Source organism: Shewanella sp. MMG014 (assembly GCF_018100775.1).
In the GTDB taxonomy this organism is placed as follows: domain Bacteria; phylum Pseudomonadota; class Gammaproteobacteria; order Enterobacterales; family Shewanellaceae; genus Shewanella; species Shewanella japonica.
Genome location: NZ_JAGJDZ010000003.1, coordinates 218,531 through 232,273 on the forward strand (window position 1 = coordinate 218,531; position 13,743 = coordinate 232,273).

A 13,743-nucleotide genomic window follows, 5' to 3' on the forward strand; every position below is an offset into this window, starting at 1 on the left:
ACAGCGACTTCATTCTCGAATAAAGTCGCCTCTATTTAGCTATTTTCTGGTAACTTTTCGCCAATAATCACAGGTAGTTCAATCGGCTTGCCTTCACGGATAATGGTAATGTTAACCTTATTGCCTGGTGGTGTTTCCGCGATTCTATCCATGAGCATTTCAACACCAGGAACGCTTTCTTCTGCGTATTGAATAATGACGTCGCGTGGTTTTAAAGTCGCTTTAGCTGCAGGGCCATTAGGATCAACCCCTGTTACTAGTACACCTTTAAGATCGGGTAGGTTTAAAATTTGCGCCATCACTTGGCTGAGGGGCTCGCCAGAGATCCCTAAAGCACCGCGGATCACACGGCCATTTTTAATCAGTTTACCCATAATGCTATGGGCAAGCTTGATAGGAATAGCAAAGTTAATTCCGTGTCCACCGCCTTCAGCGCCAATCTGAAATGCGGCAGTATTAATACCAATTAATTCCCCACCTGTGTCAATTAATGCCCCACCTGAGTTACCGGCATTAATCGCAGCATCTGTTTGTAAAAAGTCTAAATAACCTGAACTGAGTCCATTTCGACCTGTGGCACTAATAATGCCTTGAGTAATGGTTTGTCCTAAGTTGTAAGGATTACCAATGGCAAGCACAACATCACCCACTTGGGCTGGGTTATTAAGATTAATCGGAACGATTGGTAGGTTATCCCCTTCGATTTTAAGCACGGCGATATCAGTGATTTGATCTGAGCCCACGACTTCTGAAGTAAATTTTCGCCCATCTTGTAAGGCAATGACGATCTCATCAGCTTTTTTAATAACATGGTAGTTGGTTAAAATGTAACCTTCTTTGCTCATGATAACGCCTGAGCCGAGACCTTGAAGTGAACTGGAATTCAGTGGGCTATTTTGATCTAAACTGAGGCTATAAATATTGACAACGGCAGGGGCTGCTCGGCGAACCGCGCTCGCAAAAGACAATTCGTTATTTTGATGAGTAACAGACAAGCCATTGTTAAAGCTGTTGTTATCAGTAAAACGAGTCACTACTAAAAACACAGCAGCCATGACGAGGCCAAAAACCACGGCTTTTGTTAAGTATAAGATGTTGTCTTTAAGATTCATTGGCCAACTAAATTAGTTAAATTAATCAAGGATATTACCACGCTTAAAAAAATTAAGCATCGTGACTAGGCCACGATGCTTAATTAGCACTATAAATCTCAGTTTTTAGTGCAGCGTTAATGAAGGTATACTCATCTCAAACGACACCATTGCTAGGTTAATATCATAGCGGTTATTACCTTAATGCCTTGTTATTAAAGTTTGATATACCTTTATAAAACTCGCTGTCATTCAGGCTATCTTAATACAAGGTACATTAGCTTATTATCACGTAATATTTTTAGTGCCACTGCGCCTTGTTGGTTTTTCAGCTCTTCTTTAAGTGAGTTTAAGTTTTTCACCTTGCTGCGGTTTAAGCCCACTATCAGATCGCCTTTTTCTAGGCCGTTACGAGCAGCCGGCGACCCCTGTGCAATATCGGTTATTTCAATACCTTTACTGCTATTAGTAAGTTCAGCCCCTTCAAGTATAGGATGTAAAGCATCAGCAGCTGAGCCGGTACTGCTTGTTGATTCTCCTAATATTACGTTAACGGTTTCTTTATCACCGTCTCGAATGATGCCGATGTTAACTTTAGCACCAGCGCCCATAGTGGCCACTTTGGCTCGAAGTTCTTGGAAGTTTTTGATTTTCTTCCCGTTTACGCTGACAATAATATCGCCAGCTTCAATGCCTGCATCATCGGCTGCACTATCTGGCATCACTTCGCTAATAAAGCCGCCATGTTGGGTTTCAAGGCCAAATGCTTTAGCGAGTTCATTATCTAAATCTCTGCCTGTTACACCTAGCACCCCACGCTTGACTTCACCATGCTCGATAATTTGATTAATGAGGTTATTAACCATATTGGCAGGAATAGCGAAACCAATACCGACGTTACCGCCACCTGGAGCGACAATGGCCGTGTTAATACCAATCAGTTCACCGTTTAGGTTGACGAGTGCACCACCAGAGTTACCACTATTAATAGCAGCATCGGTTTGGATAAAGTTTTCAAGCATTTCGATGCCAAGTCCGCTGCGACCCAAAGCACTGACAATACCGGATGTGACAGTTTGACCTAAGCCAAACGGATTACCAATTGCAATAGCAAAGTCGCCAACACGAATGTCATCTGAATTGGTTTGTTTAATCGCTGTCAGGTTTTTGGCTTTAATTTGTAATAAGGCGATATCGGACTCGGGATCTGAGCCTATTAATTTAGCATCAATTTCGCGGCCATCATGTAAACCGATTTTAATTTCATCGGCGCCATTAATTACATGGTTATTAGTCACAATGTGACCTTCTTTGGCATCAATTATGACACCAGAACCTAGACCTCTAAATGGTCGTTCACGTACTTGTTCTTGAGGTGCGTTGGGGCCAAAGAAATATTTAAACACATCAGGAATTTGCTGTTTTGAAGTTTGAGTGCCACTAACCGCAACTGAAACCACAGCAGGGGTTGCTTGTTCTAACATTGGCGCTAGGCTTGGCAATGTTTGACCATCAACTGCATGAGGCATCGCTGCCTGTGATATAGCTGGCATTAACGATAAAGAGGCAGTTAATAACGCTGCAGAAAGTAAAGTTAATTTTGGCTTCATTGATTGTAACTCCTTGAAAATGAAATCTGTGTCATACACGAATATGGCTTTTCGCTTATGCGTAATAAATGATTCCCGTTAACACGTATTGAATATATAACCTCGGAGTGGTGCAAAATCCAATAAGTTCAGGCTTTATTAACAAAGGTTAATTTTTTGTTGTTCTAAGCGTTACCTCAATTGAGGCTGCATGCTATGATTGCTGAGAATTTTCAGCAGTATAGAGAGTCGTATTCGTGTCTCAGTTAAGCCCATGGCAGCATTATCAACAAGATTTAACCCGTGAAGGTTTTTCTCATGACTTAGCACAAGAGCAAGCTGTTAAGTCATTACAAAGAGTGTATGAAGAGCTTATAGCTGCTGATACTCAAACCTTTGGCATGACTAAACTATTGAGCGCTATTGGTATTAAAAAATCCGCACCTTCAGTGCAGGGGTTATACCTTTGGGGCGGTGTAGGCCGTGGTAAAACCTACCTCATGGATACCTTCTTTGATGCTTTACCGACAGATAAAAAACTGCGTGCTCATTTTCATCGGTTTATGCATCAGTTACATCATGATTTAGGTGAACTGGAAGGGGTGCAAGACCCGTTAATCAGCATTGCGAAGAAAATGGCTCAACAATATAAGATTATTTGTTTTGATGAGTTTTTTGTTTCTGACATTACTGATGCGATGTTATTGGGAACCTTGTTTCAATACTTGTTTAAAGAAGGCGTTGCTTTAGTGGCAACATCTAACATTATTCCTGATGATTTATACAAAAACGGCCTTCAACGTGCGCGCTTTTTACCTGCGATTGCATTAATTAATCAGCATTGTGAAATTTTAAACGTGGATTCAGGTATCGATTACCGTTTACGTACACTCGAGCAAGCTGAGATATACCATTTCCCATTAGATGAACAAGCTGATACAAACTTATTGACTTATTTTGGCCAGCTTGCCCCTGAATCAGAGGTACTGACAGACGCTATCGAGATAGAAGGGCGTTTAATTGATATTCGTCAGCAATCTCAAGGCGTGCTATTAGCTAATTTTAGAGACTTGTGTGATGGGCCAAGATCGCAACGTGATTATATGGAAGTGGCCAGACTCTATCACACGGTTTTATTAAGTGGTTTAGAGCAGATGGGCTCGTCTACAACCGGTGATGATATTGCCAGACGTTTTCTGGCGATGGTAGATGAGTTTTATGAGCGTAATGTTAAGCTGATTATCTCTGCAGAAGTGGCGCTGGAAGCTATTTATATCGACGGCTTATTGGCTTTTGAGTTCAGGCGTTGTCGTTCACGTTTAATTGAAATGCAATCTCATGATTACCTGACTTTAGAGCATCTTCCTTAATAGTGGCTCGTTTATATATTAAGCCGTCTATTGATATGTAATTTCGCTTAAAAAATCGCATATATAATGTACATTAATCAAGAAATCACCCATCGCGGTGATTTTTTTATAAAAGTTAAAAAATTAGGTGATTTTTAACTCAGGTTTGTCTATAATCCGCCACCTGCCCTCGTTACTCCACCGAATTTGGGTGGACGATTTAAACCAATTTCAGCTCGAAGGGGCTTTGAAATGGTCATTGTGTTGATTGCATGAGCAGTCAATATTGAGACAGAATTTTAAACATTGGGTTTTTGTAAAATGAAGACTACATTTACTGCTACACCAGAAACAGTCACTCGTGACTGGTTCGTCGTTGATGCTGAAGGTAAAACTTTAGGTCGTATCGCTACTGAAATTGCTACTCGTTTACGCGGTAAGCATAAGCCAGAGTATACTCCTCATGTTGATACTGGCGACTACATCATCGTTATTAACGCTGAAAAAGTTGCTGTGACTGGTAACAAAGCTAAAGGCAAAGTTTACTACTCACATTCAGGTTTCATCGGTGGTATTAAGCAGATTACTTTTGAAAAGCTGCAAGATCATAAGCCTGAAATGATTATCGAGAAAGCAGTTAAGGGTATGTTACCAAAAGGTCCATTGGGCCGTGCTATGTTCCGTAAGCTTAAAGTTTACGCTGGCACTGAACATAACCATGCTGCACAACAACCTCAAGTTCTTGATATCTAATACGGGAGTAAGCTAATGTCTGCAACTCAGTACTACGGCACTGGCCGTCGTAAAACATCAACTGCTCGCGTATTCGCTAAAGCAGGTAGTGGTCAAATCGTTGTTAACCAACGTCCACTAGATGTATATTTTGGTCGTGAAACTGCTCGTATGGTTGTTCGTCAACCTCTAGAGCTTGTTGAAATGACTGACAAACTTGACATCTATGTAACTGTTAAGGGCGGTGGTATCACTGGCCAAGCAGGTGCAATTCGTCACGGTATTACTCGTGCATTGCTTCAGTTAGACGAAGCTCTACGTCCTTCTTTACGCGGCGCTGGTTTCGTTACCCGTGATGCTCGTAAAGTTGAGCGTAAGAAAGTTGGTCTACGTAAAGCACGTCGTAAGCCACAATTCTCAAAACGTTAATTCGTTTTTGGAATTCAAAAAGCCCAGCTATATGCTGGGTTTTTTATTGCCTATTTTTTACTATTTAGCCTGACGATGCGAAATGATAAGTGTGTTACTGATTTTGTGTTTTAGTGGTTTTGATGTTATTGGCGCAACAAAAATGATGGAGTGAATAATGGATTATCAAATGCTAATGTTAGTAATTGGCACGGTTTTAGTTATAGAGGGCGTAGGGCCACTATTATTTCCTGAGCAGTGGAAAAAATATTTAGCCGAGATTTCACTGCAAAATAAGAATGTTATCAGGAGGTTAGGTGGATCTTTAGTCTCTGCTGGCGTCGTACTATTAATAATTTTCGCATAAAATACTTGCAATATACCCCCAAAAATCTGTTAAAATTCGCCTTTATACCGCAACCTTGCAGCAGACGATGGGCAAAAACGTAGTAGTACTCGGCACTCAATGGGGTGACGAAGGAAAAGGTAAGATTGTCGACCTTCTAACAGAACAGGCAAAATATGTAGTTCGTTACCAAGGCGGCCACAATGCTGGTCATACTCTTGTTATCGACGGCGATAAAACAGTACTTCATTTGATTCCATCAGGGATCTTACGCGACAATGTGAAATGCATTATCGGTAATGGTGTAGTGCTCGCTCCCGATGCTTTGATGAAAGAGATCAACATGCTTAAAGAGCGTGGTGTTCCTGTAGAAGAGCGTCTTCTTATTTCAGAAGCATGTCCACTAATTCTACCTTTCCATTGTGCTCTTGATGTAGCTCGTGAAAAAGCGCGCGGCAATCAAGCTATCGGTACAACGGGTCGTGGTATTGGTCCAGCTTATGAAGATAAAATTTCTCGTCGTGGTCTTCGCGTCGGTGATTTGTTCAATGCTGAACTTTTCGCTGAGAAGCTAAAAGAAGTGATGAAATATCACAACTTTATGCTGACAGAATACTATGATTGTGAAGCAGTTGATTATCAAAAAACGCTTGAAGATGCATTAGCGATTGCTGATTACCTTAAGAGCATGTGTACTGATGTTACTGAATTACTTGATACTGCCCGTAAAGCGGGTGAGCCAATCTTGTTTGAAGGTGCTCAAGGGACATTACTTGATATCGACCATGGTACATACCCATATGTGACTTCATCAAATACTACAGCAGGTGGCGTAGCTACTGGTTCTGGTTTTGGTCCTCGTCATTTAGATTATGTTTTAGGTATCATGAAAGCTTACACCACTCGCGTAGGTGCTGGTCCATTCCCAACTGAACTTGAGAATGAGATTGGTGACTACTTAGGTCATAAAGGCCAAGAGTTTGGTGCTACCACTGGTCGTAAACGTCGTCCAGGTTGGTTGGATGCAGTGGCAATGCGCCGTGCAGTTCAAATCAACAGTGTAAGCGGCTTCTGCCTAACAAAGCTTGATGTTCTAGATGGCCTAGAAGAAGTTAAGATTTGTGTTGGTTACAAGTACCCAGATGGTACTGTAGAAACTGTTACTCCACTAGCAGCTGAAGGTTACGAGCAGGTGACACCTGTTTTTGAAACTATGCCTGGCTGGAGTGAAACAACTTTCGGTGCGACGTCAATTGAGCAACTGCCACAAGCAGCACTTAATTACATCAAGCGCATTGAAGAGTTGCTAGAAGCACCTGTTGATGTTATTTCAACGGGTCCTGATAGAAATGAAACAATCGTATTAGTTAATCCATTTAACTAACACATTGAAGGCCGCTAACTTAGCGGCCTTTTTATTGTGTTGTTAACCTGATTAGCCTAACTGAAATTTATAATCGAAATATCGCTGTCATCCTCCAGTTATCTTCGTTACTTTTCCAATCTAATATTGATTTTCTTTATCATTTTTATCCGCTAATAACCTTAGTTTGTGCAGTTAATACTCAAGAATTGAGCTATAATGCCGATGCATAGAGTAACTATAGTGTCATTGAGAATTGTTATGCTGCGATTAAGTTTGGTCATCTTCTGTTTTATTCCTTATCTTGCTGTTGCTGAACTTGCTTCAGTAGATATCTATAGTGATGAACAGTTATTGACATTAATTCGTACTGATCGATATTTAGAGCAAGTGCAAACCGATGATTGTCAGTTAGTGCAAGATATTGAAGCAAGAGCTGAAATTTTAAAGCAGCCCATGTATCAGTTTTTATGGGGCGAAATGCTTAACCATGGTGTGTGCGTACCTAAGCATGCCTCTCGTGGTATGAAACAATTACAAATTGCTGCAGAGCAAGGTAGCGCAGAGGCGATGCTAAAACTGGCCGAATATTACTATCACGGCAAAATGGTAGTTAAAGATAAGAATCGTGCTGTGCAGTATGTGATGCCTGCAGCTGCCAATGGTGATGTTCCAGCACGACTTATGTTAGTTCGCTTATTTAGCGAAGGTTATGGTAGCCCTGTAGACTATAAGTTAGGTTACCATTGGTTATATAACAGCGTATTTAATGATGAAGCAACGCAAAAACAAGCGACTTCATTATTGCAGAATTTAGCCGCTAAGATGCCCGCCAGTATAGTAGAGCGAGCTCAGCAGCCACAGCTGCATTAAACGCGAATACTCCAAAGATGGAGTAAATTATTTGGAAATTGAATGATCAACGATCCTCATTTTGAGAGAGAGCAAGACAAGTACGAAAACCCAATCCCTAGCCGTGAATACATCTTAGAGTATTTACGCGCACAGAAATCCCCAGTGACCCGTGAGCACATTGCTAAAGCACTTAACATGGTCGATGAAGATCATCTTGAAGCGTTAAGAAGACGTTTACGTGCAATGGAGCGAGACGGACAACTTGTTTATACCCGTGGGCATAGCTACGGATTACCTGAAAGAATGGATTTAATTTCGGGCACCATTATTGGTCACCGTGATGGCTTTGGATTTTTTAAATCTGATGAAGGCGGTGATGACCTATTTATCAATAATCGTGACATGCAAATGTATTTCCACGGTGACAAAGTACTGGCACAAAAAGCAGGTTCAGACAGACGTGGTCGTCGTGAAGCACGCATCGTCAGATTAGTACAAGAACGGACTGCGCCCTTAGTTGGTCGCTATCACGTTGATGCAGGTATGGCATTTGTCATTGCCGATGATAGACGTATTACTCAAGAAATATTAATAGCAAAAGAAGATGCCAACGGCGCTCGTGCGGGTGACGTTGTCGTGGTTGAGCTCACTCGTCGACCTGGCCGCTTTGTAAAAGCAGCTGCGAAAGTGACGGAAGTTTTGGGTAAGACCATGGCGCCGGGTATGGAAATTGAAATTGCACTGCGCAATTACGATTTACCGCACAAATGGTCGTCAGTTATTGAGAAAAAACTCAAACGTATTCCTGATGAAGTTCCAGAGTCTGATAAAAAAGGCCGTGTTGATTTACGCCATTTACCGTTAGTGACTATTGATGGTGAAGATGCTCGAGATTTTGATGATGCAGTTTATGCAGAAACAAAACCAAGTGGCGGCTGGCGTTTATGGGTGGCGATTGCGGATGTGAGCCACTATGTGCGCACTGATTCAGCATTAGATGAAGAAGCGAGAGCGCGTGGTAACTCTGTGTATTTCCCATCGCAAGTTATTCCAATGTTGCCTGAGAAAATTTCGAACGGCTTATGTTCGCTAAACCCGCATGTCGACCGTTTATGTATGGTTGCGGAAATGACGATTTCTGCTGCTGGTAAACTATCGGGTTACAAGTTTTATCCTGCGGTCATGCATTCTCATGCTCGATTCACTTATACCCAAGTTGCTGCCATGCTTGACGGTGGTGAGATTGCGCCTGAGCACGAAAGCTTATTCCCACATCTTCAATGTTTACAATCACTGTATTTAACATTGAATGAACGTCGAGCTGAGCGTGGTGCCATAGCATTCGAAACTGTTGAGACACAGTTTATCTTTAATGAGCAACGTAAAATCGAAGCTATTGTGCCGAGAAGTCGAAACCAAGCGCACAAGATTATTGAAGAATGCATGATCCTTGCTAACGTAGCCTCAGCTAAATTTGTTAAAAAGCATAAAGGTGAAGTGTTATATCGAGTTCATGAAGCGCCATCAGAGACTAAACTAGCTAATTTCAAAGAGTTTTTAGCCGAACGTGGCCTGTCGATGAATGGTGGTGATGAGCCTACACCATCAGATTATCAAGATGTGATGCTGAAAATTGCTGATAGGCCAGATGCAGAGTTAATTCAAATTATGTTGCTGCGCTCTATGCGTCAAGCTGTATATAGCCCTGATGACGATGGTCACTTTGGTCTAGCATTAACCGAGTATTCGCATTTTACATCGCCTATTCGTCGATATCCTGATTTAGTCTTGCACCGCGTGATCCGCTATTTATTAGCAGCCCAAGAGGGCAATGTTAAGGACAAATGGACCCCTGAAGGTGGCTACCATTACGATCTTGATGAGCTAGATAAGTTAGGTGAAGAGTGTTCAACCACTGAACGCCGTGCTGATGAAGCGACACGTGATGTCAGCGATTGGCTTAAGTGCGAATACATGCAAGATCATGTGGGTGATGACTTTGAGGCTGTTATTGCCTCTGTCACGAGTTTTGGCTTATTTGTCCGATTAAAGGATCTTTATATTGATGGCTTAGTTCATATTTCAAGTTTAGTGAGTGATTACTATCAGTTTGATCCTATGCGTCAGCGTTTGATTGGTGAAAACACCAAGAATGTATATCAAGTCGGTGATGAAGTGAGTGTTAAAGTTGCTGCGGTTAATCTAGATGACCGACAAATTGATTTGATTATGCTTGGTGATCATGGAAAGAGTCGTAAAAAAGCTAACCGCAAGCCATTAACTGCTCGTGAGCGTGCAAACCTTGAAGGGGCTAAAGTCGGCGCGGGTAAATCGAGTCGTGACAGCGAAGCTACGACCGAAAAAGGCAAAAAGAAGCGTGGTTCTAGTAGCAAAAAAACACGTTCTAATACTGCGGCAAAACGAAAAAGTACGAGTAAACCAGCTAAAGGCACTTCCGCCACCGCTGCAAAGAAACCATCAAAAGCAAAGCGTAAGAGAAAATAAGTAAATGAAAAAACAAGATATCATTTTTGGCATCCATGCAGTTGAAGCTTTGCTACGCAACGCACCTGAGCGCATTATTGAGCTATGGGCTTTACAAGGCCGTGAAGATGAACGTGTATTGCCGTTAATTAATTCGGCGACACAATTTGGTGTGTCGGTGCAACGTTCAAGTCGCAAAGTACTTGATGACAAATCTGCCAGTAGTCAACATCAAGGAATTGTTGCACGGGTTAAGCCTGCAAAAATCTTAACTGAAAATGATTTAGACGTATTACTTGAAAAAACTGATCAAGCCTTCTTATTAATATTAGATGGCGTAACGGACCCACATAATTTAGGTGCTTGTCTTCGTAACGCGGATGCCGCAGGCGTACAGGGCATTATTGTGCCGAAAGATAATTCAGTTGGGTTAACTGCAACCGTGAGTAAGGTTGCTTGTGGTGCTGCTGAAACCATCCCGTTATTTCAAGTGACTAACCTTGCTCGTACCATGCGTCATATTCAGCAAAAAGGTGTTTGGATTATTGGTGCGGCAGGTGAAGCGGATTGCGAACTGTATCAAGCAGACTTAAAAGGGTCATTAGCGATTGCAATGGGCGCAGAAGATAAAGGACTACGTCGTTTAACTCGTGAAAGTTGTGATTCGATAGTCTCGATTCCAATGGCTGGAAGTGTTTCAAGCTTGAATGTATCAGTAGCAACCGGTATTTGTTTATTTGAAGCAGTGCGTCAACGCAAAGCATAAAATGAACCGAAAATGCGATACGACGAAAACGGGCTTAATGCCCGTTTTTTTATGCGATAAAAATCGTAAATGGATTTACTGGAAAGTATAGAGAAGATTGAACGTGGTAATCGTATCGGTTTTGACACTGTCTTCTGGAACCACTGCTGTGTATCTGACGTTCACACCAATTTTGAATGCCCAATCCTGCAAGAAAGTATTTTTGTAGCTCAAGTCTAGCGTCAGGGTATTGTTATCTTCACCGACTTCAGAGGTTAAGTCTGCATTTAAGCTGGTGTACTCTTGCAGCTTCACTGAATACTTGGCTGCGGTACGTAAAATAATATCTTGGTTAGCATCAGGGTTTAAGTCTGAATCTGTGGCTTTAGGTAAATCATAACGAAAACCTGGACCCACCTCTAAACTGAGCTTTGTTTGATAGTTGGAAATAATATCAAAACCGTAACCAGATGAAATGGTCATTAGTTTGGTATAACTACCAAAATCGTCCCAGGTGAATTCACCCCGTCCAAAAATATAACCACTGTCTAATTTATAACTTGATTGGGCATAAACGTCGTACTTTTCAGCAGTCGTCGACTCATCATCAGCTGCGTAATAGACTTTGAAAGTAAACTCTTGCCTAGCTTTTTCTGTGTCGTAATTTAAGTAAGTACGGCCATTAAAATTCTGCGATTTATTGTTACCGGTATTTAATTGCATTCCAGCTTCAATTTCAGCATTAAAGTCGCTTGGTGGCTCTTTGTAATCTGGCGGTACTAATGCCCAGACTGGCGTTGAGGCGAGCAGGGTGGAAGTTAACATGACGACTTTTTTCATTACGCTTTTCTATGAATTATGATTGTGAACGCCTGAAATACGGATGAAGCGACATAATACCTGTAATCGAGTTAGCTGCAAAGCGCTCAGACATGCCAATTTCCCTTAAGGTTTTATAATATGGGGCTGTGCTTAGTTATCAATCTGATTGCAAAGTAAAAAAACGAGGTGTTTACAAGGAAGGGAAGATAACTATTGAGCATTGATAACAGCAGGGTTTCCCCTAAACGAAGTGAATCACAAATCTAGCTTGAACCACTAGAAATATTACTTGAGTTTGCTGTTGTGTTTCTGTACTATGTCGCGCTCAAATCAGTCATTTAATTTCGTTCCTTGCCTCCAACTTGGTCTGACTGAGCCACACGTGAGGCTAATTAACCGTAAGGAGCAATAAATGCGTCATTATGAAATCGTATTTATGGTTCACCCAGATCAAAGTGAACAAGTCCCAGGTATGATCGAGCGTTACAGCAGTGTAATCACTGATGCTAACGGTACTATCAGCCGTCTAGAAGATTGGGGTCGTCGTCAATTGGCTTACCCAATTCAAGACCTACATAAAGCTCACTATGTTCTTATGAACGTAGAAGCAACTGCAGAGTCTATCGAAGAGTTAGAAACAGCTTTCCGTTTCAATGACGCTGTTCTGCGTAACATGGTAATGCGCACTAAAACTGCTGTTACTGAAGCTTCTCCAATGGCTAAAGCAAAAGATGAGCGTGATTCACGTCGTGCTCCTACTGCTGCACCAGCTGCTGAAAAAGAAGTAGAAGCAAGCGCTGAAGAATCTGCTGAATAATTAGTCTGTGATTAATCACTTAGTATTGGCCGGAACGATAACTCGTTCTAAGCGTTTTGAAAGTCCAAGCGGGATACCTCATAAGGTCATCACGTTAGAGCACAAAACACAGCGGTATGAAGACCAAATGTTACGTAACGTTTATTGTCTCATCCAAGTCATATTAAGTGGCCAACGCTTTAATAGCGTTACAGAAGAATTAAAAGCAGGCGTGCAGGTCCAAGTTGAAGGGTTTATCTCTATGCAGCAAGGACGAAATGGCCAAAATAAATTGGTTATGCATGCCGAAAATGTCGAATTGAAAACTTAGGAGACTGTCAACATGGCACGTTATTTCCGTCGTCGCAAGTTCTGTCGTTTCACCTCTGAAGGTGTTGCAGAAATTGATTACAAAGATATCGTTACTTTAAAAAACTACGTAACAGAAAGCGGTAAGATTGTTCCTAGCCGTATCACTGGTACTAGTGCTAAATATCAACGCCAACTAGCTCGCGCGATTAAGCGTGCTCGTTATCTTTCTCTACTGCCATACACTGATTTACATCAGTAATTGCAGTATTAAATCAGAGGAATTAGATAATGAACGTTATTCTGCTTGATAAAATCGCTAACCTTGGAAACCTAGGTGACCAAGTTTCAGTTAAAGCTGGTTACGCACGTAACTTCCTTTTGCCACAAGGCAAAGCTGTGATCGCAAACGACGAAAACGTTAAAGTTTTCGAAGCACGTCGCGCTGAATTAGAAGCTAAATTAGCTGCTGAATTAGGTGTTTGTGCTGCGCGCGCTGAAAAGCTTGCTGCATTAGAAGCTGTTGTTATCGCTTCTAAAGCTGGTGACGAAGGTAAACTATTCGGTTCAGTTGGTACTCGTGACATCGCTGATGCAGTAACTGCTGCTGGTGTTGAGCTTGCTAAAGCTGAAGTACGTCTACCTTTAGGTGCTTTACGCACTTTAGGTGACTTCGAAGTTGAAGTTCAACTTCACACTGAAGTTAAAGCTGTTGTTAAAGTTTCTGTTGTTTCAGAAGACTAATAACAATTTGCTTTAAAGAAAACACCGCCAATTGGCGGTGTTTTTTTATGTCAAAAAGGCATAAAAAAGCACGAGGGGGAGTTCCTCGTGCAGTTTAATAAGAAAGTGTA

At 41.6% G+C, this 13,743-nt stretch carries 15 protein-coding genes; 12 read left to right on the forward strand and 3 right to left on the reverse strand.

Going from position 1 to position 13,743, the window contains the following annotated elements; genetic code table 11:
• Positions 1–35: 35 nt before the first annotated feature.
• A complete protein-coding gene (gene degS, locus J8L86_RS06225; RefSeq protein WP_055023467.1) occupies positions 36–1,112 on the reverse strand; it encodes an outer membrane-stress sensor serine endopeptidase DegS in 1,077 nt (358 codons plus the stop codon).
• Positions 1,113–1,348: 236 nt separating this feature from the next.
• Positions 1,349–2,701 (reverse strand): DegQ family serine endoprotease, encoded by a 1,353-nt coding sequence (locus tag J8L86_RS06230; RefSeq protein WP_211029369.1) that lies wholly within the window; start codon positions 2,699–2,701, stop codon positions 1,349–1,351.
• A gap of 236 nt (positions 2,702–2,937) precedes the next feature.
• Here J8L86_RS06230 and zapE point away from each other — a divergent pair, with 236 nt between their 5' ends.
• The 8 genes from zapE to rlmB all read left to right on the forward strand — a co-directional run bounded on the left by zapE (position 2,938) and on the right by rlmB (position 10,983).
• The gene (gene zapE / locus J8L86_RS06235) at positions 2,938–4,050 is read left to right on the forward strand and encodes a cell division protein ZapE (protein WP_211029371.1); all 1,113 of its coding nucleotides are present in this window, start codon (positions 2,938–2,940) and stop codon (positions 4,048–4,050) included.
• Positions 4,051–4,350: 300 nt separating this feature from the next.
• Positions 4,351–4,782 (forward strand): 50S ribosomal protein L13, encoded by a 432-nt coding sequence (gene rplM / locus J8L86_RS06240; protein WP_055023464.1) that lies wholly within the window; start codon positions 4,351–4,353, stop codon positions 4,780–4,782.
• Positions 4,783–4,797: 15 nt separating this feature from the next.
• Positions 4,798–5,190 carry a 30S ribosomal protein S9 gene (rpsI, locus tag J8L86_RS06245; RefSeq protein WP_055023463.1) on the forward strand — a complete coding sequence of 131 codons (393 nt, stop codon included), beginning with the start codon at positions 4,798–4,800 and terminating at the stop codon, positions 5,188–5,190.
• Positions 5,191–5,347: 157 nt separating this feature from the next.
• Positions 5,348–5,536 carry a DUF2065 domain-containing protein gene (locus J8L86_RS06250; protein ID WP_211029373.1) on the forward strand — a complete coding sequence of 63 codons (189 nt, stop codon included), beginning with the start codon at positions 5,348–5,350 and terminating at the stop codon, positions 5,534–5,536.
• A 67-nt stretch (positions 5,537–5,603) separates the two neighbouring features.
• Complete coding sequence (locus J8L86_RS06255; protein ID WP_055023461.1) at positions 5,604–6,899, forward strand: adenylosuccinate synthase; 1,296 nt, start codon at positions 5,604–5,606, stop codon at positions 6,897–6,899.
• A 204-nt stretch (positions 6,900–7,103) separates the two neighbouring features.
• Positions 7,104–7,751 (forward strand): tetratricopeptide repeat protein, encoded by a 648-nt coding sequence (locus tag J8L86_RS06260; protein ID WP_197495541.1) that lies wholly within the window; start codon positions 7,104–7,106, stop codon positions 7,749–7,751.
• Positions 7,752–7,793: 42 nt separating this feature from the next.
• Positions 7,794–10,238 (forward strand): ribonuclease R, encoded by a 2,445-nt coding sequence (rnr, locus tag J8L86_RS06265; protein WP_065109388.1) that lies wholly within the window; start codon positions 7,794–7,796, stop codon positions 10,236–10,238.
• 4 nt (positions 10,239–10,242) lie between these two features.
• Positions 10,243–10,983, forward strand: a complete 741-nt coding sequence (gene rlmB, locus J8L86_RS06270; protein ID WP_055023458.1) for a 23S rRNA (guanosine(2251)-2'-O)-methyltransferase RlmB — start codon at positions 10,243–10,245, stop codon at positions 10,981–10,983.
• A 75-nt stretch (positions 10,984–11,058) separates the two neighbouring features.
• Here rlmB and J8L86_RS06275 read toward each other — a convergent pair whose 3' ends face one another.
• Positions 11,059–11,802: a DUF481 domain-containing protein gene (locus J8L86_RS06275; protein ID WP_055023457.1), complete on the reverse strand. Its 744-nt coding sequence runs from the start codon at positions 11,800–11,802 to the stop codon at positions 11,059–11,061.
• Between the two features lie 394 nt (positions 11,803–12,196).
• Between J8L86_RS06275 and rpsF the strand changes: the two genes are divergently transcribed.
• From rpsF to rplI, 4 genes are read left to right on the forward strand one after another with little or no spacing between them, the layout of a single operon-like run.
• Entirely contained in the window at positions 12,197–12,601 is a 405-nt protein-coding gene (gene rpsF, locus J8L86_RS06280; RefSeq protein WP_055023456.1) for a 30S ribosomal protein S6, read from the forward strand.
• Positions 12,602–12,608: 7 nt separating this feature from the next.
• Positions 12,609–12,911 carry a primosomal replication protein N gene (gene priB / locus J8L86_RS06285; protein WP_055023455.1) on the forward strand — a complete coding sequence of 101 codons (303 nt, stop codon included), beginning with the start codon at positions 12,609–12,611 and terminating at the stop codon, positions 12,909–12,911.
• A 12-nt stretch (positions 12,912–12,923) separates the two neighbouring features.
• Positions 12,924–13,151, forward strand: coding sequence for a 30S ribosomal protein S18 (gene rpsR / locus J8L86_RS06290; protein ID WP_055023454.1), 228 nt, complete (start codon positions 12,924–12,926; stop codon positions 13,149–13,151).
• A 29-nt stretch (positions 13,152–13,180) separates the two neighbouring features.
• Entirely contained in the window at positions 13,181–13,633 is a 453-nt protein-coding gene (rplI, locus tag J8L86_RS06295) for a 50S ribosomal protein L9 (protein ID WP_055023453.1), read from the forward strand.
• Positions 13,634–13,743: the final 110 nt, after the last annotated feature.

Coding starts and splice junctions, on each gene's coding strand:
- rpsI (WP_055023463.1), top strand. CDS start 4,798: ATGTCTGCAACTCAGTACTACGGCACTGGCCGTCGTAAAACATCAACT.
- rlmB (WP_055023458.1), top strand. CDS start 10,243: ATGAAAAAACAAGATATCATTTTTGGCATCCATGCAGTTGAAGCTTTG.
- rpsR (WP_055023454.1), top strand. CDS start 12,924: ATGGCACGTTATTTCCGTCGTCGCAAGTTCTGTCGTTTCACCTCTGAA.
- rnr (WP_065109388.1), top strand. CDS start 7,794: ATGATCAACGATCCTCATTTTGAGAGAGAGCAAGACAAGTACGAAAAC.
- J8L86_RS06260 (WP_197495541.1), top strand. CDS start 7,104: ATGCATAGAGTAACTATAGTGTCATTGAGAATTGTTATGCTGCGATTA.
- degS (WP_055023467.1), bottom strand. CDS start 1,112: ATGAATCTTAAAGACAACATCTTATACTTAACAAAAGCCGTGGTTTTT.
- J8L86_RS06275 (WP_055023457.1), bottom strand. CDS start 11,802: ATGAAAAAAGTCGTCATGTTAACTTCCACCCTGCTCGCCTCAACGCCA.
- J8L86_RS06230 (WP_211029369.1), bottom strand. CDS start 2,701: ATGAAGCCAAAATTAACTTTACTTTCTGCAGCGTTATTAACTGCCTCT.
- J8L86_RS06250 (WP_211029373.1), top strand. CDS start 5,348: ATGGATTATCAAATGCTAATGTTAGTAATTGGCACGGTTTTAGTTATA.
- rplM (WP_055023464.1), top strand. CDS start 4,351: ATGAAGACTACATTTACTGCTACACCAGAAACAGTCACTCGTGACTGG.
- J8L86_RS06255 (WP_055023461.1), top strand. CDS start 5,604: ATGGGCAAAAACGTAGTAGTACTCGGCACTCAATGGGGTGACGAAGGA.
- rplI (WP_055023453.1), top strand. CDS start 13,181: ATGAACGTTATTCTGCTTGATAAAATCGCTAACCTTGGAAACCTAGGT.
- rpsF (WP_055023456.1), top strand. CDS start 12,197: ATGCGTCATTATGAAATCGTATTTATGGTTCACCCAGATCAAAGTGAA.